We start from the raw sequence: 23,222 nt of genomic DNA on the forward strand, positions 1-23,222 counted from the left end.
GCGGGTATCTTTGTACAGATTGGTCTGCTGCCGAACACTGACTTTCTGAAAGGGTCAGAAGTCGAGCTGAGTAACCGCGGTGAGATTGTGGTGAACGAGCGTAACGAGACCAACGTAAAAGGTGTATTTGCGGCGGGTGACTGTACAACGGTACCGTACAAGCAGATCATCATTGCTACAGGTGAAGGTGCAAAAGCGTCGCTTTCTGCTTTTGATTACATTATCCGCTCCGGTCAGTAACCAGATAAACTGAGGGACTCCGGTTTCTCAGCTTGATAATTTTATTTATGTTTTACCTCTTTACGGAATCTGGTCTCGCTAACAGCCAGGTTCCTTTTTTATATTCAATACATTAAGAATAAATGCAGAAAAGCCAAAGTGCCCCCACACTTTGGCTTTTATCTGTTATATAGCTTTGGCTATAAATCTCTATTTTTAGTATTTAAGGTTTTATTCGTTTTGCTTTTTAAACTGGTTCAGATGTTTAAATTTTTCCAAAAGCTGTTCCTGAGTTTCTATATATTGAGGATTAAGCTCGATACAGTCAATTGGACAGACAGCCATACAGGTTTCCTGTTCATAAAATCCTACACATTCAGTACAGCGTTCTGCATCAATTTCATAGATTTTTATACCCTCATAAATAGCATCGTTCGGGCATTCTGGTAGACACATATCACAGTTAATACATTGCTGCGTAATATGAAGAGCCATATTATTCTGCTGTATATGCTAATGAGGCGGCAGAGATATCTACAGCCGAGTTTGGAAGATTACGAATGAGCAGGGCATATTGTATATCGACCTCTGCTGGTATAGGAATCTCGACAATATGTCCTGAACCTTTAGCTTCCATAATCAGGTCCCCATTTTTGTCTTTTATTTCAGCCAGAGTAAAAGTGATATTACCTCGCGTAGTCATCAACTCTAAAGAATCGCCCACCGTAAAACGGTTTTTTACATCAATCTGGATGTAATCACCATTCCGCTCCAAAACTTCACCACAGAACTGCTGATGATCGAAGCGGGATGAGCCGGTGGTATAATTTTGATATTCACTATGTACATGTCGACGCAGAAAGCCTTCAGTATATCCCCGGTTGGCCAGACCTTCTAACTGTGTAAATAGTGATGTATCAAAAGGTCGACCTGCCAGTGCATCATCAATCGCTTTGCGATAGGTCTGGGCAGTGCGTGCACAGTAAAAATAAGATTTGGTACGACCTTCGATCTTGAGAGAATGTACACCCATTTTAGTTAGCCGTTCTACATGCTGTACCGCACGCAAATCTTTCGAGTTCATAAAGTAGGTGCCATGTTCATCTTCTTCTGCTGCAAACATATCTTCTTCATTGCGCTGTAACAGTACGGGCTCTTTAACCTGTTGCTGGCCAAGCATATGTTGCTGGTCTAATTCAGTCTTGTTACAGCAACCTTTAGGCACATCTTGTAGAGCAATTATGTCACCTGTTTCATCTTCAATAGCATTATGAATTCTATACTCCCAGCGACAGGCATTGGTACATGCACCCTGGTTTGCATCACGCTTATTCATATAACCAGACAGCAGGCAGCGGCCTGAATAAGCCATACACAGGGCACCATGTACAAAAACCTCAATTTCCATATCGGGTACGTTTTGTTTGATTTCTTCTATTTCTTCAAGAGAAAGTTCACGTGATAGAATCACGCGCGTAAGCCCCATGGTTTTCCAGAATTTAACAGTCGCCCAGTTTACTGCATTAGCCTGCACAGAGAGATGAATGGGCATATCAGGAAAATGTTCACGTGCCATCATGATGAGGCCCGGATCGGACATAATGAGTGCATCCGGCTTCATGGCAACTACAGGTGCCAGATCACGTATAAAATTTTTAAGCTTGCTATTATGTGGCTGAATATTCACGACTACATAAAACTTTTTACCTAACTGATGTGCCTCTTCAATACCTGTTTTTAGGTTGTCATGATCAAATTCGTTGTTACGAACACGCAGACTGTAACGTGGTTGACCTGCATAGACTGCATCTGCACCATAGGCAAAAGCATAACGCATATTTTTAAGTGAGCCGGCAGGAGAGAGAAGTTCAGTAACGTAAGAGAGAGTCATGGCAATAAAGCAAAAGGCATAAATAAAATATGGCTTTATTGTATGGATTTGAAAAAAGGATTCAACCCAGTAAAACAGTTGGGATTTTTAGAATTATCAGGTTAAGAAAGTTTCTGATTTAAGTCTGGCGAATGAAATCTTAAATTTTAGTAGAAAGTTTTTTTTATAATAAAAACCGGGCATTATCACCCGGTTTTTTATTTAACTCATCTTATTTTTCAACAAAAGCCCGTTCAATAACGTAATCGCCCATTTCACCCATACGCGGCGATTCTTTCAGGCCATGCTGATCTAGCAAACCGGCAACATCACGCAGAAAGTGCGGACTGCCGCACAGCATTGCACGGTCATCTTCACGATTAAATGCAGGCAGATTTAAATCTTCAAAAATTTTCCCAGATTCGATCAGAGCGGTTAAACGGCCTTGAGTTTTGAACTCTTCACGGGTTACAGTCGGGTAGTACACCAGTTTATCTTGAATATCTAAGTCCTGGAAAAACTCATTATTTGGTAGTTCATTTAAAATCAGGTCCTGATAAGCCAGTTCAGAAATGTAACGTGTACCATGTACAACAATAACTTTCTCAAAGCGTTCATAAGTTTCAGGATCACGAATAACAGACAGGAAAGGAGCTAGGCCAGTTCCTGAGGAAAGTAGCCATAGATTTTTGCCTGGCAGCAGATCATCAAGTACCAGTGTACCTGTCGGCTTGCGTGAGACCAGAATCTCATCACCCACCTGAACTTTCTGCAAAATTGAAGTAAGTGGACCATCTTGTACTTTAATCGAGAAAAATTCCAGTTCTTCTTCATAGTTTGCACTGGCGATAGAATAAGCTCGCATTAATGGCTTGCCATTGACTTCAAGTCCAATCATCACAAACTGCCCATTTTTAAAACGTAAACTCGGATCACGAGTTGTTTTAAAACTAAATAGCGTGTCATTCCAGTGGTGAACGTGAGTAATCTTTTCGACGTTAAACGCAGCCATTAAAGGTCTCAATTATCTATCAAATTAAACAGCTTGCTATTCTAATCTAAAAACATTCTCGATAAACTGAATATATTTAATTGTGTTTATAAGCAAAAGTGATGAAGCCTACTGTATCACTCCCTATTATCGGGTATATGAAATCTCCCTATCAGGAAAAGTTTGGAATACCGCGCCAGCCCAATCTGGTTCAGATTGAGTCCTATATTGATATGTTACCTCCCTATAATGATCTGCTGGCATTTGCAGGTATTGAGGCATTTAGCCATCTATGGCTGGTATGGCAGTTCCATGACAATAAGTCTCAGGACCAGACTGATAAGTTTAGGCCTCAAGTGCGTCCACCACGTCTAGGGGGTAATAAAAAGCTTGGGGTGTTTGCAACCCGAAGTATGTACCGTCCAGCGCCAGTGGGCCTGTCAGTGGTACAGCTTAAAGAAGTAAAAAAAGTGGGCAAAGCACTGCGAGTGTATGTTACCGGAAGCGATCTGCTTGATGGCACCCCCATTCTGGATATCAAACCCTATATTCACTATTCAGATGCTATTCCCCATGCACAGAGCGGTTATGCGCAGGAAGAGCCACTTCGCAAAGAAGTAAGCTGGTCGGAAGAGGCTTTAATAAAACAGCAAGTGCTTGAGCTGAGCGATCAACTTATTCAGGAGTTAAATGATGTTTTATCATTTGATCCACGTCCGGCTTATCAGGAAGATCCTGAACGTATTTATAAGATGAAGTTTGCTTATCTTGATATTAGCTTTAGCGTACAGGCAGAGCAGATTATTATTATTGACCTTGTCTGAAATTAGTTCAGATTGGATTTGATACGGCGTTTATGTTCAAACATCTTCTGATCGGCTTCTGTGACAGCAGTCAATAAGCCTTTAGAGGGATGCCGCATAACATAACCAACAGCGGCACTAACGCCACCTTCTTCCAGTGCTTTTAACATCCGCTGCAATAGAAGTTCTGCGCCTGCCTGGTTGTTCTCAATACTGAGAATACCAAATTCATCACCGCCAAGCCGAGCAACAATATCATTGCTACGAGCATTATTCTTTAATATCTCAGCAGCCTGTCGAATAAAACGGTCTCCTGCTACATGCCCCAGGTTGTCATTTACTTCTTTTAGACCGTTCAGATCAATAATAAAGACCGCAGCAGGATGTCCATGCCGTTTACAGCGTTCTTCTTCTGTATTGACCAGCCGGTCCCATGCCCGACGGTTATATAAACCGGTCAGTACATCACTTAAAGCTTCAACCTGTAGGCGCTCATACTGGCGGATCTGCTCATTTTCACGTAGTTCAACCTGTAAAATCCGGCTAAGCAGGCCACCGAAAACTTCAATCAGGTCAGCATCATGGACAATTGAATCAGGTTTGGGGTGAGGATCAATGGCACAGAGTGTGCCGAACAGACTGCCATCTTCATTAAGCAACGGCTGGCCAATATAAGCTCTGATACTGACTTGCTTGGCAATAGGCGCCGCTGCATATAAGGGTATATCTTCAGAGCGGGGTACAATTTTAGGAGCATCACCAGTAACCATATGTGCACAAAAAGAATCTGCCCAGCGAAAGACCTGACCAGGCTGGATGTCATAACCCGTCGTTTCACTTTGTAAAACAATCCAGTTATCACTTTCCACCCGTGTAATCATCCATAAACTGAAGCCGAAGCGTTTATGCAAATAACCTAATACGGCTTTACCGGCTTCCTGAAAACTTCCGAAATTCGCATTGCTCATCCATTGAACCTATAGTGTAAATACCTGGCGAAGAGCTAGTTATTTATTTAATTTAAAGTATTTTATTTAATTAAAAAACTGGTATTAATGATTTTAAAATAATCTAAGTATAATAATTGAAGTTTAAGGTAGAAGTGATAATATTTTGTCTTACAAGATTAAGACTTTACTTCTAAAAGCTTTTTATATCTTTAAAAAATAATATTTTTTATATTAACTATAAACAATCCATTAATTTTATATGGCCCTGTACTGCATCAGAAAATAACTCTGTTATAGTATTTAAGGATGCAGGGGATATAATAGTGAAGTTTAATTTTGAAATAGATACAGTCTGGTGCCTGGACCATTTACAAAAAGACGGCCGGATTACCGAGCGCGACAAACATTTGGTTCAGACCACCCAGCGGCAAAAACAGCATTTTAAATGGCATCCCCTGCAATGGATTGCAAATTTTAATCTCAAAGATCAACAGCATCCATTGTTATCCCTGACATTAACTCGCTTATGCCAATGGCTGGCCGAAAAAGCTGAAATTCCTTTCTATGTTATTGATCCTTTAAAGGCGGATGTAACTGCACTGACTGGAATCATGTCGCAGGAATTTGCTGTTAAAAATCATATTTTAGCAGTTGAAGTTCAGGCAGATCAGGTATTGATTGGTACAGACCAGCCTTTTATGACTGAATGGATTACTAATCTTGAACGAAGCTTAAGGCCTAAAAAAATCCAGCAAGTGCTCCTTAACCCTGAACAGTTGCAGCGGTATCTAGTGGAATACTATCAGGTTAGCCGCGCGGTCAGCTCTTCTCAAAAAAGCAGCACACACGATCGTACTAATAAAGGCGTAGAGGCACTCTTACAGCTGGGTGATACTCAGAATCCTGATGCTAATGATCAGCATATTGTAAAATTGGTGGACTGGATTTTACAGTTTGCATTTGAGCAGGGAGCCAGTGATATTCATCTGGAACCACGTAAAGATAACGGCAAAATCCGCTTTCGGATAGATGGGGTATTGCATACGATTTACAACATGCCGGCCAGCACACTGACGGCAGTAATTTCCCGGTTAAAAATTTTGGGGCGTCTGAATGTTGCTGAAAAGCGCAAACCGCAAGATGGCCGTCTGAAGACGCGTACACCTAAAGGCCAGGAAACGGAACTGCGCTTATCGACCTTACCTACGGCGTTTGGGGAAAAACTGGTTATGCGGATTTTTGACCCTGAAGTCTTGGTCCGTAGCTTTCAGCAATTGGGTTTTGAAGGGCGTCTGCTTAATGCATGGCAGGAAATGACTCAGCATAGTCACGGTATTATACTGGTGACTGGCCCGACTGGTTCAGGGAAAACCACAACGCTATATTCTTCCCTAAAACAGCTGGCAACCGAACAGGTTAATGTCTGTACCATAGAAGACCCGATCGAGATGCTGGAGCCAAGCTTTAACCAGATGCAGGTTAATCATGGAATTGACCTGGGTTTCGCAGACGGGGTACGTGCCCTGATGCGACAAGACCCTGATATTATTATGGTTGGCGAAATCCGAGATCAGGATACAGCCAATATGGCAATTCAGGCAGCCTTAACTGGGCATCTGGTCTTGTCAACTTTGCATACCAATGACGCGCCTTCTAGCTTAACCCGTTTACATGATCTCGGTGTGCAGCCTTTTTTGACTTCAGCCACAATCTTAGGCGTATTGGCTCAGCGCTTGGTTCGTACCTTATGCCCTCACTGTAAAGAAGAGGGGCAAATTAATGAACATCAATGGGAACATTTAACTTTTGACTATATTATGGAAGTTCCAAATACAGTCTATCAGGCAGTGGGCTGTGAAGTCTGTCGTAACACAGGTTATAAAGGCAGAATAGGTCTTTATGAGTTTATGCCAGTAAGTCTGGCACTCAAACAGCAGATCAGTCTTGATGCATCGCTCGATCAGATTCGTCAGCAGGCCAAAAAAGAAGGGGTGGAGCCATTGCGTATTGCAGGCGCCCGAAAGGTAATTGCAGGCTTAACCACACTCGAGGAAGTATTACGCGTAGTGCCTTTAAATTAATAAAATAATTTTAATTTCTTAAGATTCAATTCATCTTTAGCTGTTTTAATACTCTTATTCGATAATGAGTAAATAAACGAGGTAAAGTGCGTATGAATATGGCGAAACTGGCTTTGTTAACAGGTGCTCTAAGTATTGGTGGCGTGGCTATGGCAAATACTGCCGTGAATCATGCAGCAATCAAAACGGCCCAGGTTACTACGGTAAAACAGGCACTGACCGCAAAAGATGATACCCGTGTGCAATTGCGTGGTCAGGTGGTAAAAGCCTTAGGCGATGAGAAATATCAATTCCGTGACCGGACTGGCACAATTACTGCCGATATTGATGATGAATTATGGCAAGGTAAACCTATTTCTCCAACTACAACCGTAACATTGACCGGCGAAGTTGATATCGATTATAAACCGACTAAACGTGTAGAAATTGATGTAGATTCAGTGAAATTTTAAAGTTTTTAAGCTGTAGTTGTTTCGTGTTTTGTTAATCCTCCTTAGAAACCACATTACTTGCCATTTTAGTAATGTGGTTTTTTTATTGGGCTTTGAATATTTCAACTTTTCAGGGCACTATCAAGATACATAAAAACAGAGATATAAAATAAGGATGAGAATTTTACTGGTTGAAGATGATACCTCTCAAGGTGAAAGTATAAAGACCTGGCTGGAACTGGACGGTTATAGTGTAGATTGGGTAGAGCGGGGAGATTATGCGATGACTGCTCTTAAACAGCACGACTATGAATGTATTTTGCTCGACCGGGGGTTGCCTTATGCCAGTGGTGATGAAATTTTAAAGACCCTGCGACAACATCAGGCCCAGACTCCTGTTATTTTTCTGACAGCCCGTGACAGTATCAGTGACCGGGTGGAAGGATTAGACCTCGGTGCCAATGATTATCTGGTCAAGCCATTTAGCCTGGAAGAACTTTCAGCACGTATACGTAGCCAGATGAGAAACCTGCAAGCGGGACAAAGCCAGACACTGATATGGAATAATATTTGTCTGGATCCGAAAGCAAAAACGGTACAGCAGGAAGGCGAAAGCCGTGACCTGACAGCCAGAGAATTCCAGATTTTGTATAAGTTGATGCAACATCCGAATCATGTGGTGACACGTGAACAGCTGGAAGAGTCGATTTACGCTTGGGGGGATGAAGTCGAAAGTAACGCCATTGAAGTCTATATTTATCAATTACGCAAAAAGTTAGGTAGCCACACAATCAGGACTATTCGTGGTTTAGGTTACCGTATGGGCGAAGCCTAAATGAATGCAAAGCCAGATTCTTTACAGTCTCAACTCATCCGTACTACTATGCTGGGCAGTATTTTGGCGGGACTGCTGGCCTTTTTGCTGCTGATTGGTATTGCTGTTTATCATGCCATGCAGGTTCATGACGAGATTATGGACGAACTCGCAGATACATTGTTGGTTTCTGATTTGTCTGCGAATTCGGGACAGCTTGACGAACTGAGTAATGAATTTGATATTCAGTATCAACTAAACTGGCAAGGGCGTACGCTGGCCCATTCTACCCACTTACAGCAACAGCTTTTTAACGACCTGCCACAAGATTTTGGACTGGTCTGGAAAAATGGTCACTTGTGGCGTAGCTATACGGCGCAGACTAATGATAAACAGTTGAAGGCTGAACTGATCCAGCCCTTGGCTGTTCGTTTTAAGGATATTATCAGAAGTATTCTGATTTACGCTGTTGTATTGTTGCTGGTCTGGCTGGTTCAATGGCTATGGAGTCATTTTGGTATACAGCGGCAGTTGCGTTCCTTAAAAAAGCTCAGTCGAACGATTGCCCAGAAGTCACCATCCGATTTACAACCCATTGAACAGCAGCCATTGGTACAGGAGATTGAACCTGTTATAAATTCGCTGAATCAGTTATTGAGCCGGCTGGATCGGGCATTGACTGCCGAGCAACGCTTCACAGCCGATGCATCCCATGAATTGCGTTCACCCTTATCTGCAATTGCTATGCGTTTACAGGTTTTAAAACGTAAATATAGCCACATTCCTGAACTTGTTCCTGACTTGTTAGCTATTCAGAATGATGTGACCCGTAGTACCCGGGTGTTGGAAAATTTGTTATTACTGGCCAGACTTGACCCTGCTGCATATCAGCAGATGCCTGGTAGTCTGCTACAGCTCCAGCCACTTATTGATGAGGTTGTATACTCACTGGAACTTTTTGCACAGGAGCGTCAAGTAAGTATTCATCAAATAGCTGCATTACCACACGCAGAAATATATGGAAATCAGGAACTCTTATTTACCTGTATCCGTAACCTGATTGATAATGCAATCCGCTATGCACCTGAACATGGTGCAGTTTATATTACCTTAAAAGACGAGCAGCATCACTACCGGTTAATGATTGAAGATAACGGAGCAGGGGTAGATTCAAATACTTTAGAGCGTTTAGGCGAGCGTTTCTTTCGTGGATTAGGTACACGAACATCAGGCTCAGGTCTAGGCCTCTCTATAGCGCGAAAAATTATGGAACTACACAGAGGCTATATCGAATTTACCCCTTCAGACTATGGTGGTTTAAAGGTTACCTTATTATTTTTAAAAGCCCATCAGATAGAATATAAATAAAAAAACAGTATGGGAGAGCCATACTGCCTGTTTCCACGTTTATTATTTTTTGAAGCTGTAAATAGTTATTTGGTTAGAATTAAACGATTGTTGCGGGTCAGACGTAAGCGGTACTCTTCACCCGCATGCATAATACGGATTTCACGCCCGAGTGCAAAAAGATTGCTGGATTGTAGCATTGGCAGAGAAGTGCTGGCTTGAGTCTGGCGTGCAAATAGGTTGAATGGTGCGTTCATTTGTTATAGCTCCGTGGTGTGCAAGAATTCAAATAAATGATAATCATTATCGAATGAGTCTGTCAAATAGAATTTTAAGAATTTATAAACTTCTTATTTTTGCTTACACTAAGTAAAAGCTTATCTCGGATTATTCAATGTCTAAGCCTATCGTGCATGTTGCTGTCGCTTTATTGTTTCATCGTTCAAAAGTATTGGTTGGCTGGCGAGAAGCTAAGCAGCACCAAGGTAACAAGTATGAGTTTCCAGGTGGAAAAGTTGAAGGGAATGAAACTCCTGAAGAAACCTGTCGGCGTGAAATTTATGAAGAAGTCGGGGTTGGCTTGAGTGACTGGCATCCTTTTAGCCTGATCTGTCATGAATATGACGATATTACAGTACATTTGCATCTGTTCTTTGCACATGTACCAGAGGAGATGTTAAACCAGATTCAGAAACCATGGGCTTGGTACACACGTGAAAAATTACAAACACTTGATTTTCCAGCTGCTAATCAGCCAGTGATTGAGCGGTTATATTGGCCACATTCAATCAGGATTGGTACAGCACTTTCAGCGATAGAGCAATTAGCTCAAGATATGCTCTTTTACTGGCGGCCTGAAGAGGCTGAAATTGATAAAAATTGGCTTTTGGAATATAGCATTCAGCAACTAAATAAATTAATAGTGCCTTATCAAGTCTGGCGGTCTCTTAATGTTGAACAGCAACATCACATCGCTGCTGTACATTTAAAACAGTCTGAACAGATGTCTCTGAAAAAAGGCGAACTATGTATTGGGATTCGTTATATTGCTGCCTGCCATGATGCTGCTTCAGTACAGCATGCTGTTCAAATCGGGTGCGAGGCTGTACTTATTAGCCCTGTACAGGCTACTCCGACTCATCCAGAAGCACCAGCATTAGGCTGGGATGCATTTGCAGAACTTGCTCATCAGGCCGATGTGCCCGTTTTTGCTCTAGGCGGATTGTCTAGAGAGGATCTGGAGTGTGCCCGGCAGTACGGCGCCTATGGTATTGCCGGAATCCGTCATATCTAAGTAAAGAAACCAGTTTAAACAGGTCAAGAAGCTAGAATGTATTCAAAGCTGTTTTGGCTTCTTGAATGCTTTTACTGTTTTTCTGAGATTGAGCCGCTTTTAAGATATTTAACCAGAGCTGCTTTTTCATTGGATTGCTCTGTGCATAGCTTAAGCCCCGGCGAGCCAGTGCTTCCGCATTAGCTGGCTTGTTTTGTCTATTAGCAATCATTGAAAGATACAAAAAGGTTTCAGCGGACTGAGGAGCCAGTCTTTGTGCTTGCAATGCATAGCTTTCAGCCTGAGACCATTGGCCCTGTTTATAAGCAGTTTGTGTCTGCAACATCATTTTCCGGAATGCAGGAAGTTCACGACCATCCTTGAACTGCTGTTGAACCTTTTGCTCAGGCACCACTATCTGCACCTTCTGGCGTTTAATTTCTTCCGGCTCATACGGAGTAATTTTTACGCCCGAAGATGTAGCCTGCACTTCAGGAACAGGTCTTGGTGCCAGTTTCTGTTCTTCAGGCTGAGGTAGAGGCGCCGTCTGACAGCCAGCCACTCCAAGCAATGCTAAGGCAAATATGCCAGGTTTTATATGATTCACAAATTTTCTCTATAGCATTTAATTTTCATAACTTCCGCTTGAGATGATTCGGCCTTCAGAAGACGGTAACGTCTGTTCCATTTCAGTCTCGCTTTCACGGATATAGTTTTCGATACTATCTTCTTCAGGCGCAGGTGCGTCGTTATGTTCGGTATCAGGTGTGTAAACTGGTTCGACCTGATAATGTGAAAGGCCACAGGCAGTAGCTCGGCGTGGTACTGTATGACGCAGTATAGGAATGTACATGGCACCTTCACAGCCCTGAGCAGATAAATAACCGGTAGCGCGGTCAATCCAGTGCCACTGTACATTATCAGTCTGGCGCAGATTGACCGGTTCCTGTTTCAACTGTTTCATTACATTAATCCATACCGGCAATGCACCTGTAGAACCAGTAAGGCCCGTTACCTTGTTATTGTCTAGCCCTAGCCATACTACTGCCAGATGATTGCCTGAATAGCCTGCAAACCATGAGTCACGTGTGTCATTGGTGGTACCTGATTTACCGGCCAGTTTAAGGCTGGCTGGAAAACTGTTATATGCAGAACGCCCAGTACCAATGTTCATGACCTGCTGCAGGCCATAGTTTAGAATATAGGCACTCGACGGGTCGATGGTCTGCTGTACATCCAGTCCGTAACGGTCCAATAGCCGGCCATCTGCATCTACTACTGTACGTATGGCACGTGGTGGATATTTGAAACCACCAGTCGCGAAGTTTTCATAAATACTCATGACTTCCATTGGCGACATTTCGACAGCGCCCAAGAAAATAGACGGAAAGGCTGGAATGTTTGAAGTCACTCCAAATTTTCTTAACTGATTGGTAAATGTCGAGAGGCCAAATTCCTGACCAAGTCGTACAGCAGACAGATTATAAGAGTTAGCCAGCGCCTGCATCATGCTGACTACACCATATTCACCACCCGCATAATTCTTGGGTGTCCATTCCTTGCTTTTATCTATTGGAATACTGATAGCAGCATCCTGAATCGAACTGGCCCAGGTATAACGCCCTGACTCAATAGCACTCAGATAGATCACCGGTTTTAAAAGTGATCCTACTTGACGTTTGGCATCAAGAGCACGGTTAAAGCCAGTAAAATCCTGAGTTGAACCAACAGCAGCTATGAGTTCTCCATTCTCCGGATGAGCAATCAGTACTGCACCCTGCAGGTTTTTTAAACGGCCTGGATTACGCTTGGATAAACGTTCTACAGAATTTTTGAAAGCTGTCTGCACACGGGTCTGGGCAATCGGGTCAAGTGTTGTAAAAATACGCAAGCCTCGATTGGTCAGGTCGCCATCCTGATATTCGGTACGTAGCTGACGGCGTACGATATCGAGAAAATCTGGAAATTTGGCTGGTCCTAAAGTTGGCTTGCTAATTACATTTAATGGGCGGGCACTTTCTTCTTCATATTCAGCTTCAGTCAAGTAACCCATCACCTGCATGTTTTTTAGTACTACATTGCGGCGTTTCTTAGCCGCTTCAGGATTACGCCACGGGTTATATAAGGAAGGACCCTGTACCAGGCCTACCAGGAAAGCCTGCTGTGAAATATTCAGTTCACGTAAAGGCAGACCAAAATAGAATTGGGAAGCCAGACCGTAACCATTAATTGAATAATTACCATTCTGGCCCAGATTTACTTCATTCAGGTATGCTTCCAGAATTTCATCTTTGTCATAATGAAGTTCGATGAGCATGGCCATCAGGGCTTCATTAATCTTTCGTTTATAGGTTTTTTCAGGTGACAGGTAAAAGTTTTTAACCAACTGCTGGGTCAGAGTAGATCCACCCTGGCGGCGTCCACCAGTCAGGTTGCTGACCAGAGCCCGGGCAATGCCTCGCACTGAAACACCATGATGATGATAGAAGTTCCGATCTTCAGTCGCAATTAAAGCTTCAATGAGCGGTTTTGGTACACGGTTCAGTTTAATCAGAACCCGGTCTTCATTATGCTGCGGATAAATACCGCCAATCAATAAGGGCTCCAGACGGGTAATACCACTTGTAGAGGGTTTGGTTGTGCGTACTTCGCTGATCTTCTGGTCATTAAAAGTTAATTCCAGAATCTGTTCTGGTTCTACGCTATCACCAAAATCAAAGCCCCGGGTATGGACATATAAGGTATTCCCCTGAGATACATATGAACCTGACTTATCATAACTACTTGCCGATTTATAGCCGAGCAATTTAAGTTCTTGGGCAAAGTCTTGCTGATTGACCGGGGCATTGGTATAGATTTCCAGAGGGCGAGCAAAAACTTTCGCCGGAATATCCCAGCGCTGTCCTTCAAATTTGTCCCGGATAATATTATCTAAGCGGATTAAATATATTCCAAAGGCGACAAAGCCCCCAATAATAAGCACTGAAAAAATGAGTGCAATCAAGCCAATACCACGTTCAAACTTCATAAACGGAAGACATTACCCAAATAAATTTTGCTAATCATGCGAAGCTTTCACCAATTTTGCAATGCTTAAACTGTGAATAAACTCAAATTGGGAACTTGCTCACTTTTACTGTTGCGGTTTTTGAATGTTTTTTTAAAACAACTTTGATAGTGTTATTATAACCAAGAACCGTAAAGGAGTCCGGCGATCTCGTGCAAATAACACATAAGACTTTTCGTAATATTGGCTTATTAGGACGTCCCGATAAATCCTCTGTTGTAGAGACCTTGTGTTTGATTCATGACCACCTGGTGAGTCGCGGTCTGCATCCGGTATTTGATCAGGAAACTGCACAGCTGGTGCCCTATACAGATCCGCAAACAGTCAGTCGGGCACTGCTGGGTGAAATTGTTGATCTGGTTATTGTCGTAGGTGGAGATGGTTCGCTGCTCCACGCAGCACGTGCTCTGGTCCATCACAATACACCAGTAATCGGTGTTAACCGTGGACGTTTAGGTTTTTTGACCGATATAAAACCCTCTGAAGTAATTTTTAAGCTGGATCAGGTGTTGCGTGGAGAATTCCAGCTAGATCGCCGTTTTCTTCTGGAAATGGAAATTCGGTCACAGGGCAATATCATCTATAATGCAATTGCTCTAAACGATATTGTGCTGCATTCAGGCAAGTCAGTTCATATGATCGATTTCGAGATGAATATTGATGGGCAGTATGTCTATCGTCAGCATAGTGATGGACTGATTGTTTCTACACCGACTGGTTCTACAGCTTACGCACTCTCAGGTGGTGGCCCGATTGTACATCCGGGAATGGATGCTATTGTATTGGTGCCAATGCATCCCCATACATTATCATCGCGTCCAATTGTTGTGGGCGGACATAGTGAAATTAAACTGGCTATACGTGAAAATCGTGTGATGCCAATGGTGAGTGCCGACGGTCAGAACAGCGTTTCCCTGAACGTCGGAGATTGCCTGCATATCCGTAAATATCCCTTCAAGTTAAATTTGCTGCATCCACCTGGTTATGACTTTTATATGGCATGTCGTACCAAGCTGGGCTGGAATCAGGATTTTGACTCTTTTCATCAACAGGATTGATCATGAATATTGAACAGATGCTTGCCGTTTTAAATCCTGAGATTGTAGAACGTCTGAGAACTGCCGTTGAAATCGGCAAATGGCCAAATGGCGAGCCACTTACTCAGGAGCAACGTGAAACCTGTCTGCAGGCTGTGATTGCCTGGGAGGTTAAACACCTGCCTGAAGAGGAGCGCACTGGTTATATTAACCGTGGCAGCAAAAAAGAAGATGAGCACTGTGACTCACATGAGCCACAACAGGATGAAGAATTTAAACCGATTCGTTTTGTTTAACTTTATATATAGGCAAAGATAATCCAGTCTTTGTACTTAAAAGCTTTTACTGAGGCCTTAGATTTAAGTCAAAGTAAAAGCTTTTTTATTGTAACTTTCAGCTTTCCATACAGACATCAATAATGCTGTCCTCTTCAAAAACCACGCATATTACATATTGGCTAATTTCATCTGGCAAAGAAAAGTCCAGATGGTTTTCATAATATGTCATCTCCTCTATGTCTAGCTCATCATCTGGAAGCGTATTACTTTTAAACTCAAGTTTTTCTACAACTTGAATTAAGCTTGGTTGAGCGGTGTGAAAGTATTTTTGCCAGTAAGATGTCTCAATTTCATCAAGATGATGCTGTATGAACTCTAAAATGGCATTATGAAAAGGATGGGTACTATTTATGGCAGCCTGCTGTAATACAGCGCGTGCAGATAGCTCTTTATTCATGTTTTACTCTTTATTGTTATATATAAATTTTTATAAAAATACTCGGGCGTTATGACTTTGACCTACCAGAATTGGTAAGCCAAAATAATTTTTTTACATTTAGGAAGAGTGCCGTGTAGCCCATAGTTCTTTAGCTTTTAACATGGCTTCGTCATAGGTACTACAAACACTCATCGTATATAAAGCAATTCCCATTGTTTCTGTGACAGCTGTTTCACCATATACATGAGTTCGTTTGCCTTCCCAGACTGCTTTAAATTTCTCCAGATTCAACTCTTCTTCAGCAAGGCTGCGTTCTTGTGTCAGTTTGGGCAGTTCATATTCATACAGCTCACTATTTTTAATACCACAAATCAGTGTGCGCGCATCCGGGTTACGCTCAAATTCGCCACCTTCACCCTTGATGACAGCGCTATTCTGGTAGCCTAACCGTGATGCAGTCTGCTGATGAGAACTGCGATAAGCCGGATGGAAAATTGCCTGTAATGTAGCCTTGGCATTAAATGGATTAATCAGGCGTGCCAATGTATGAATAGGGGAACGCAAGCCCATAACATTTCTGAGCGAGATCAAATCACTTAAGACAGGGGAAATCGCCTCAAGGGGAAGATAGGCAAAATTATGTTGTTCGAGTTCGTATTGAACATCCTGTTCACTTTGACAGATGGAATAGCCTAAGTATTCTAGCACCTGTTCAGTATAGAGCCGGTTAAGGGTATGACCTGATGCGCCATGCATAAATACTTTATAACCCGACTGGGCAAGCGTTAATGCTGCCAGCAGAAACCAGGGATAATGTTTTCGTTTGCCGGCATATGAAGACCAGTCCAGATCAACGGATAAAGGGGCAAAATTTAGCTGATCACGGGTAGCCTGTACAAAACCTGCCAACTCATCAACAGATTCCTCTTTTACACGTAACAACATCAGAAATGCACCGAGCTGAACATCCAGAACTTCTTGTTTGAGGATCATGCTGAATGCCTGATAGGCTTCTTCATAAGTTAATGACCTCGCACCATTTTTTCCTTTGCCAATAATCCGGACATATTGTGCAAAAGGATGCTCAAACTCTTTATAAAGATTTTTACGGGTGTTCATTGACAATTTTAATTAGATAATAAGTAAGTTTTTCCACTATGACATAAAACAACAAGGTGTGTAAAACTTTGGTGGGGTTAGACTAATGTCTAATAAGGAATTGTATACAGATTAGCCAGACTTAAAAATAACCATTCCATTATGATATTTCCTTCAAGTAAAATCCGCCTCAGATAGACTTTGTTAAGTTAATTTAATCTTCTCCTGCATTAATAGATTCTACTATTTATAGGTCTGAAGTCTAAGTCATTGATGTTAAGTCCCAAATTCGTTTTTTAAGGCGAATTATTTTCATGCTGAATATTTCCTGTATAGGTAAAAAGTTCTTTACCTTTTTGTTTTTACATGAAATTTCAGGGCTGTGTATTCCTAAGGATAGACCTTGCGCTGGGTATTGACCATGTCCAGAGATATGTAATGAAGAAAAGTTATGGCTAAAAAACCGATTTATAAATCACTTTATTTTCAAGTGATTATTGCGATTATCGCAGGTGTTCTTGTGGGGCATTACTTCCCGAGTACTACTGTCCTCATGAATGGTGTTGAGCAGCAGGTACCAGGTTTGGGCGAACAGCTTAAGCCGTTAGGTGATGGCTTTATTCGTTTAATTAAGATGATTATTGCGCCTGTGATTTTCTGTACTGTGGTAAGTGGTATCGCAGGTATGGAAAGTATGAAGTCAGTGGGTAAGACTGGTGGTGTTGCCTTACTTTACTTCGAAATTGTCTCGACAATTGCCCTGCTGATTGGTCTGCTGGTAATTAATATTGCCAAGCCTGGCGTAGGTATGAATGTTGATCCGGCAACTCTGGATACTGCGGGTATTCAGAAATATGTCGCTTCGGGTGAGTCGCAATCTACAGTCGATTTTCTGCTGCATATTATTCCTGAGACTGTAGTTGGAGCATTTGCAAATGGTGAAATTCTTCAGGTATTACTCTTTGCTATCCTGTTTGGTTTTGCTTTGCACAAACTTGGTGATGCCGGTAAGCCAGTACTTAAGTTTATTGATCAAATCTCGCATGTGTTCTTTAACATTGTAAACATGATCATGAAGCTGGCTCCGATTGGTGCTTTCGGTGCAATGGCTTTTACTATTGGTAAATATGGTGTAGGTTCACTGGTTCAGCTTGGTCAGCTTATTCTCTGTTTCTATATTACCTGTCTGCTGTTTATTTTTATCGTGCTAGGAACCATTGCACGCATTAGCGGTTTCAGTATTCTTAAAATGATCCGCCTGATCCGTGAGGAGCTTCTGATTGTACTAGGTACATCTTCTTCCGAGTCAGTTTTACCGCGTATGCTGAAGAAACTGGAAATTGCAGGTTGTGAGAAGTCTGTAGTGGGTCTGGTTATTCCAACGGGTTATTCATTTAATCTGGACGGTACTTCAATTTACCTGACTATGGCCGCGATCTTTATTGCACAGGCGACCAATACCCAGCTGGATGTAACTCATCAAATTACCTTGCTGCTGGTTCTGCTGATTTCATCTAAAGGTGCAGCAGGGGTAACCGGTTCGGGCTTTATTGTTATGGCAGCAACCCTGTCTGCTGTAGGTCATATTCCTGTCGCTGGTCTGGCACTCATTCTGGGTATCGACCGTTTCATGTCTGAAGCGCGTGCCTTGACTAACCTGGTGGGTAATTCACTGGCAACTATTGTAGTTGCCAAATGGGTAGGCCAGCTAGACAAAGACAAGCTGAATGAAGCTCTGGCTAATCCGGGTGAGGTAGACCGTCAGATGCTTGAGCAGAAAGCAGGACATATTTAAAAATATTTGAACAAAAAGGAAGCTTCGGCTTCCTTTTTTTTAGCTTTATGAACAGCAATAAAAACTCATCAGGTCATGACATCTTTTCGGAAAATAACTAGCATGAGTAAAACAGAAGCTGACTAACAAACTGATAAAAGGAAATAAGACATGCAGCATGATGCCGATCTGGAATTATTCCGTGATAACTTTAGACGTTTTATGAAAGAGCATATTGCACCCCATTATGAACAGTGGGAGCGTGACGGAATCATGCCACGGCATGTCTGGAACCTGTTAGGTGAAAATGGCTTTCTCTGTGTAGATGTACCTGAGGAATATGGCGGCTATGGCGTGCCTACCTATTATTCACTGATGTTGGTAGAAGAGTCAGCCCGGGCTGGTTATAGTTCACTATCGACAGGTATATCCTGTCATTCAGAAATTGCTGCTCCTTATATTCTGAATATTGGTAGTGAGGAACAGAAGCAGTACTGGTTACCTAAAATGGTGAGTGGTGAAGTGGTGGGTGCAATTGGCATGACTGAACCGGGGGCTGGTTCTGATTTGCAGTCAATGCGAACCAACGCAATTTTGCAAGATGACAGTTATATATTAAATGGTTCCAAAACCTTTATTTCTAATGGGCAGCACGCAGATCTGGTAGTATTGGCTGCTAAAACCGATCCACAAGCCCGAGCTAAAGGTGTTTCGCTTTTACTGCTTGATACCCATCTGGATGGTTTTAAGAAAGGAACCAATCTGGACAAGATCGGTTTGCATTCACAAGATACCTCAGAGATGTTCTTCGATAATATTAAAGTACCCCAAAACCAGTTACTTGGTCAGCCGGGGCAAGGCTTTGCTTATCTGATGCAGGAGTTGCCACGCGAGCGTACTGCGATAGCTGCTACTGCTCTGGGTGCTATACGGGGCAGTATTGATGTAACTACAGCTTATGTTCAGGAGCGCCAAGCTTTCGGTCAGCCGATCGCTCAATTCCAGAATACCCGCTTTGTACTGGCACAGGCCAAGATTGATGAATTGGCTACAGCTGCATTTTATGAGCGAAATGTAGAGCTCTATCAGCAGGGCCAGCTCGATGTTGCTACAGCTGCCGCTTTAAAAAGTTTTAGTACCGATATGCAGATGAAAGTTGCTGACAACTTGCTTCAGCTGTTTGGTGGTTATGGCTATATGTCCGAATATCCGATTTCACGTTTCTTTGTAGATGCCAGAATCCAGCGGATTTATGGTGGTACCAATGAAATCATGAAAGAGATCGTGGCGCGTAGCCTGCTTGGAAAATAAAGATAAGATAAAAAAGCCTGCTTCCGCAGGCTTTTCTATTTTAGTGGCGTGAAATTAAGCACTCTGCAATTGCTGTTGTAAATTACGAAGCTCGGCCCGAAGGATTTTACCTACCGTTGACTTGGGTAATTCAGGTAAAATTTCTATCACTTTTGGAACTTTGTAGGCGGTAAGATGCTCTTTGCAGTGCGCCAGTATTTCATCAGTGGATAGAGACGGATTACGTGTAGCGATATAAGCTTTCACAGCTTCGCCAGTCTGTACATCTGGCACCCCAATAACCGCCACTTCAATAATGTCCGGATGCTCGGCAATGACTGCTTCGATTTCATTTGGATAAACATTAAAACCTGAAACCAGTACCATATCTTTTTTACGGTCCAGAATATAACAGAAGCCATCTTCATCGAGCTGGGCAATATCACCTGTATGTAGCCAGCCCTCTACAAAGGTGTCAGCACTTTCTTCCGGCCGGTTGAGATAGCCCTGCACAATATGCGGACCTTTTACACAGAGTTCGCCCGCACTACCGAGAGGAACTTCATTTCCCTGAACATCTACAATTTTAATTTCAGAACCAGGTAATGGAAAACCGACAGAACCTTGACGAATTATGCTAATTGGAGGATGCAGCATGGCTGCGCAACTCGTTTCAGTCATGCCAAACCCTTCAATAATATTACCTATTTTAGCTTTCCAGTGTTCAGCTGTAGCTGGTCTTAGTGCTGTTCCGCCAGAAATGGCACAAGTGAGCTCTGGCGGATTTTGCACAAACCAGTCTTCAGCCAGTAATCCTGCATATAATGTATCAACTCCGGTCAACCAGGTAATCTTAAACTGTTCAAATGCCGGCCTTAAATTGCTGACAGGACGCGGTGAAGGAACCAGAATATTATGCGATCCGCCTTCAAAGAACATCAGAAAATTAACACTGAATGCAAAAATATGATAAAGCGGAATAGCAGTCAGAATACTGTCTTGCTGATTAAAAGCTGAATTGTGCGCACGCAAATAATCTCCGGTCATGCGTACCAAGGACAGTAAATTCTGATGCGTAATAATCGCCCCTTTACTGCGACCTGTTGTACCGCCTGTATATTGATACAGCGCGATTGCGGTCGTCTGTGATTGTAATTCAGGTAGCTGTTCTGCTTTTTTAAAAACTTGTGAAAAAGAAAAGTAGTCAATGCTTGGTGTTAGCGAACGTCCCTGAGCTTCGGCGTCTGTTTCTATTTTTTTAGCAATCAGCGCCTGATACGGCGCATCAAAAAAGTCACTTAAACTCGCTGTAATCAGCGCAAGAGATTTAAGATCATTATTTTTCGCAATTACTTTTTCAAAAGTAGCTAAGAACATGTCTGAAACTATTAAAGCTTTTGCCTGACTGTCGTTAAGCTGATACTCCAGTTCGCGTGCGGTATAAAGCGGGTTGATATTGGTAATAATAAGGCCAGCTTTCCAGCAGGCAAAAACTGCAATTGGATAATGCAGACAATTTGGCATCTGCAAGCCTACAACATCACCTGGTTGTAATTGAAGCTCATGCTGGAAGTAACGTGCCAGCAAGTCAGAATAATACTGAATCTGCTTAAAACTTAATGTCTTTGCGAGGCCCGTAGGCAGAACCAGACTAAATGCAGCCGCATCTGAAAAATCATGCACTGCTTTATCAAACAGCTCACTTAAATTTTGTGGAATGGATGTGGCATCAAATTGATAGTCTTGCAGGCTGGCTGGCAAGTTCTTTTTCCATGGGCGTTGTGCATAAATCATTTATTATTCCTTTTAATTGTTGATTCAGTCTGTACCTGACCTGTTATTAAAATTATAGAACTATCAAACTTTCACAATGATTAAATCTGCCAATACAAAGGCATTCTATTAAATAGAAGTAACTTGATTTTTGAATAGGTCAAATACTCAATATAAGAGACTCACATTAAAAAAAATGAAATAGAATACAGATATTTGCTTATAAAAATAAAAAATTGAAGTATTTATACTCGACAGCCAGACTGAGATATTAAAATAAGCTAACTGGCAAAATACATCAGCCGATAACTTTTCTTTGAAATAACTTTTATAAGTTGATGGAATTAAATTAAGAGCCAATACACATTACATATCTGTTTTCCAAATCATCCACAGTTCTTTTTATAAAAAGAGCCAGAGTATTAAGGCTAAGAAAATTTAACGAGGTGTTCCAAAGTAGCAACTGGCTGTTTTTGCATCTATTTCAATCAAAGTCAGATTGCGCAACATTTAAAAGCTAACTATTGTTATACTAATTTGTATACATGTTTTCCAAGGGCAATATAACAATGGGTCATGATGATCAGAAAAATTCATCCTCTTTCAATCTGGAACAGATCCGTAATGAAATCGACTCTGTTGACCAGCAATTACAAGAGCTGATTAACCGCCGTGCCAGCCTGGCCGAAGCGGTTGCAGAAGCAAAGTTTGCTGCTGAAGAAAACCCGTTGTTTTATCGCCCTGAACGTGAAGCACAAGTCTTGCGTAAAGTTATGGAACGCAATGATGGACCTTTATCAGACGTAACCATGGCGCGCTTGTTTCGTGAAATCATGTCTGCCTGTCTCGCTCTTGAAGCACCACAAAGCATCGCTTTTTTAGGGCCGGAAGGTACCTATACCCATTCTGCCGTACTGAAACATTTTGGACAGGATGCCTTGGTTCGTCCAATTGCAACGATTGATGAAGTCTTTCGCGAGGTAGAAGCAGGTAGTGCCCATTATGGTGTAGTACCTGTTGAGAACTCGTCTGAAGGTGTTGTAAACCATACATTGGACTGTTTTAGAGGTTCAAGCCTCAATGTAATTGGCGAAGTAGAACTTCGTATTCATCATCAGTTTCTGGTATCTGAAAATACCCGTAAAGACAGTATCAAACAAATCTATGCCCACCAGCAAACACTGGCACAGTGTCGTCATTGGCTGGATGCACACTATCCGGGCGTTGAGCGGGTAGCGCTGAACTCGAATGCAGAAGCTGCACGTCGTATCCGTAACGAATGGCATTCAGCTGCAATTGCTTCTGATATTGCGGCCAGTTTGTATAACCTTGAAATTATGCACAGCAATATTGAGGATAATCCTGAAAATACTACGCGTTTTCTGGTGATTGGCCGTGAGAAGATTCCACAAAGCGGTAATGATAAAACTTCACTATTGATTTCTGCTCATGACCGTGCGGGTGCCTTACTGGAAATTCTGGCTCCATTTGCCAAGCACAACATCAGCCTGACCAGTATTGAAACCCGTCCTGCATTGCCAGAAAAATGGGCTTATGTATTCTTTATCGATCTGGAAGGCCATATCGAGCAGGAAAATGTTGCGGCAGCAATCGAAGAAATCCGTCCAATAGTTAAAGAACTGCGTGTACTGGGTTCTTATCCGGTTGCTGTACTATAAAGCTGAGA

22 protein-coding genes are annotated in these 23,222 nt (G+C 42.2%); 12 read left to right on the forward strand and 10 right to left on the reverse strand.

The features are described 5' to 3' along the window. A partial coding sequence (locus N518_RS16345; protein WP_034594045.1) for an FAD-dependent oxidoreductase occupies positions 1-240 on the forward strand: 240 nt, incomplete at its 5' end. A gap of 210 nt (positions 241-450) precedes the next feature. Here the strand turns inward: N518_RS16345 and N518_RS0112495 are convergent. From N518_RS0112495 to N518_RS0112505, 3 genes are all read right to left on the reverse strand, one after another. Continuing rightward, positions 451-714 (reverse strand): YfhL family 4Fe-4S dicluster ferredoxin, encoded by a 264-nt coding sequence (locus N518_RS0112495; protein WP_005019547.1) that lies wholly within the window; start codon positions 712-714, stop codon positions 451-453. Between the two features lies 1 nt (position 715). Further along, positions 716-2,110, reverse strand: a complete 1,395-nt coding sequence (yegQ, locus tag N518_RS0112500) for a tRNA 5-hydroxyuridine modification protein YegQ (RefSeq protein ID WP_026444350.1) — start codon at positions 2,108-2,110, stop codon at positions 716-718. A gap of 211 nt (positions 2,111-2,321) precedes the next feature. Continuing rightward, positions 2,322-3,101 (reverse strand): ferredoxin--NADP reductase, encoded by a 780-nt coding sequence (locus tag N518_RS0112505; RefSeq protein WP_005026736.1) that lies wholly within the window; start codon positions 3,099-3,101, stop codon positions 2,322-2,324. A gap of 101 nt (positions 3,102-3,202) precedes the next feature. Here N518_RS0112505 and tsaA point away from each other — a divergent pair, with 101 nt between their 5' ends. Continuing rightward, positions 3,203-3,904, forward strand: coding sequence for a tRNA (N6-threonylcarbamoyladenosine(37)-N6)-methyltransferase TrmO (gene tsaA, locus N518_RS0112510; protein ID WP_005026734.1), 702 nt, complete (start codon positions 3,203-3,205; stop codon positions 3,902-3,904). 2 nt (positions 3,905-3,906) lie between these two features. Here the strand turns inward: tsaA and N518_RS0112515 are convergent, their stop codons facing one another. After that, positions 3,907-4,851 carry a GGDEF domain-containing protein gene (locus N518_RS0112515; RefSeq protein ID WP_005026732.1) on the reverse strand — a complete coding sequence of 315 codons (945 nt, stop codon included), beginning with the start codon at positions 4,849-4,851 and terminating at the stop codon, positions 3,907-3,909. Positions 4,852-5,156: 305 nt separating this feature from the next. Between N518_RS0112515 and N518_RS0112520 the strand changes: the two genes are divergently transcribed. From N518_RS0112520 to N518_RS0112535, 4 genes are all read left to right on the forward strand, one after another. Continuing rightward, the gene (locus N518_RS0112520) at positions 5,157-6,914 is read left to right on the forward strand and encodes a GspE/PulE family protein (RefSeq protein WP_005026730.1); all 1,758 of its coding nucleotides are present in this window, start codon (positions 5,157-5,159) and stop codon (positions 6,912-6,914) included. 92 nt (positions 6,915-7,006) lie between these two features. Next, entirely contained in the window at positions 7,007-7,366 is a 360-nt protein-coding gene (locus N518_RS0112525) for a NirD/YgiW/YdeI family stress tolerance protein (RefSeq protein WP_005019560.1), read from the forward strand. A 154-nt stretch (positions 7,367-7,520) separates the two neighbouring features. Next, positions 7,521-8,180, forward strand: coding sequence for a response regulator transcription factor (locus tag N518_RS0112530; protein ID WP_005026728.1), 660 nt, complete (start codon positions 7,521-7,523; stop codon positions 8,178-8,180). Then, positions 8,181-9,527 (forward strand): ATP-binding protein, encoded by a 1,347-nt coding sequence (locus N518_RS0112535; protein ID WP_005026723.1) that lies wholly within the window; start codon positions 8,181-8,183, stop codon positions 9,525-9,527. Between the two features lie 65 nt (positions 9,528-9,592). On the opposite strand, the gene hemP is transcribed toward N518_RS0112535, so the two are convergent. Further along, complete coding sequence (hemP, locus tag N518_RS0112540) at positions 9,593-9,763, reverse strand: hemin uptake protein HemP (protein ID WP_005019570.1); 171 nt, start codon at positions 9,761-9,763, stop codon at positions 9,593-9,595. A 137-nt stretch (positions 9,764-9,900) separates the two neighbouring features. Between hemP and N518_RS0112545 the strand changes: the two genes are divergently transcribed. Then, entirely contained in the window at positions 9,901-10,800 is a 900-nt protein-coding gene (locus N518_RS0112545) for an NUDIX domain-containing protein (protein ID WP_005026719.1), read from the forward strand. A gap of 31 nt (positions 10,801-10,831) precedes the next feature. Here N518_RS0112545 and N518_RS0112550 read toward each other — a convergent pair whose 3' ends face one another. Then, entirely contained in the window at positions 10,832-11,386 is a 555-nt protein-coding gene (locus tag N518_RS0112550) for a tetratricopeptide repeat protein (protein WP_005026717.1), read from the reverse strand. Between the two features lie 18 nt (positions 11,387-11,404). Next, a complete protein-coding gene (mrcB, locus tag N518_RS0112555) occupies positions 11,405-13,807 on the reverse strand; it encodes a penicillin-binding protein 1B (RefSeq protein ID WP_005026715.1) in 2,403 nt (800 codons plus the stop codon). Positions 13,808-13,998: 191 nt separating this feature from the next. Between mrcB and N518_RS0112560 the strand changes: the two genes are divergently transcribed. Both N518_RS0112560 and N518_RS0112565 read left to right on the forward strand, forming a co-directional pair. Next, a complete protein-coding gene (locus tag N518_RS0112560; protein ID WP_005019578.1) occupies positions 13,999-14,904 on the forward strand; it encodes an NAD(+) kinase in 906 nt (301 codons plus the stop codon). A gap of 2 nt (positions 14,905-14,906) precedes the next feature. After that, the gene (locus N518_RS0112565) at positions 14,907-15,179 is read left to right on the forward strand and encodes a YeaC family protein (protein WP_005019580.1); all 273 of its coding nucleotides are present in this window, start codon (positions 14,907-14,909) and stop codon (positions 15,177-15,179) included. 97 nt (positions 15,180-15,276) lie between these two features. Here the strand turns inward: N518_RS0112565 and N518_RS0112570 are convergent, their stop codons facing one another. Both N518_RS0112570 and N518_RS0112575 read right to left on the reverse strand, forming a co-directional pair. Next, complete coding sequence (locus tag N518_RS0112570) at positions 15,277-15,618, reverse strand: DUF2004 domain-containing protein (RefSeq protein ID WP_005406314.1); 342 nt, start codon at positions 15,616-15,618, stop codon at positions 15,277-15,279. 99 nt (positions 15,619-15,717) lie between these two features. Next, positions 15,718-16,719, reverse strand: a complete 1,002-nt coding sequence (locus tag N518_RS0112575) for a glycosyl transferase family protein (protein WP_026444351.1) — start codon at positions 16,717-16,719, stop codon at positions 15,718-15,720. Between the two features lie 430 nt (positions 16,720-17,149). Here N518_RS0112575 and N518_RS0112580 point away from each other — a divergent pair, with 430 nt between their 5' ends. Together N518_RS0112580 and N518_RS0112585 are read left to right on the forward strand one after the other, a co-directional pair. Then, positions 17,150-18,493 (forward strand): dicarboxylate/amino acid:cation symporter, encoded by a 1,344-nt coding sequence (locus N518_RS0112580; RefSeq protein WP_005019585.1) that lies wholly within the window; start codon positions 17,150-17,152, stop codon positions 18,491-18,493. Positions 18,494-18,643: 150 nt separating this feature from the next. Beyond that, positions 18,644-19,783 carry an acyl-CoA dehydrogenase family protein gene (locus tag N518_RS0112585; RefSeq protein WP_005019587.1) on the forward strand — a complete coding sequence of 380 codons (1,140 nt, stop codon included), beginning with the start codon at positions 18,644-18,646 and terminating at the stop codon, positions 19,781-19,783. A gap of 54 nt (positions 19,784-19,837) precedes the next feature. Here the strand turns inward: N518_RS0112585 and N518_RS0112590 are convergent, their stop codons facing one another. Then, positions 19,838-21,556: a long-chain-fatty-acid--CoA ligase gene (locus N518_RS0112590; protein ID WP_005026707.1), complete on the reverse strand. Its 1,719-nt coding sequence runs from the start codon at positions 21,554-21,556 to the stop codon at positions 19,838-19,840. A 548-nt stretch (positions 21,557-22,104) separates the two neighbouring features. Here N518_RS0112590 and pheA point away from each other — a divergent pair. Next, the gene (pheA, locus tag N518_RS0112595; protein WP_005026705.1) at positions 22,105-23,214 is read left to right on the forward strand and encodes a prephenate dehydratase; all 1,110 of its coding nucleotides are present in this window, start codon (positions 22,105-22,107) and stop codon (positions 23,212-23,214) included. Positions 23,215-23,222 lie beyond the last annotated feature (8 nt).

This window comes from Acinetobacter sp. UNC436CL71CviS28, from assembly GCF_000620525.1.
Classification (GTDB): Bacteria; Pseudomonadota; Gammaproteobacteria; order Pseudomonadales; family Moraxellaceae; genus Acinetobacter; species Acinetobacter radioresistens.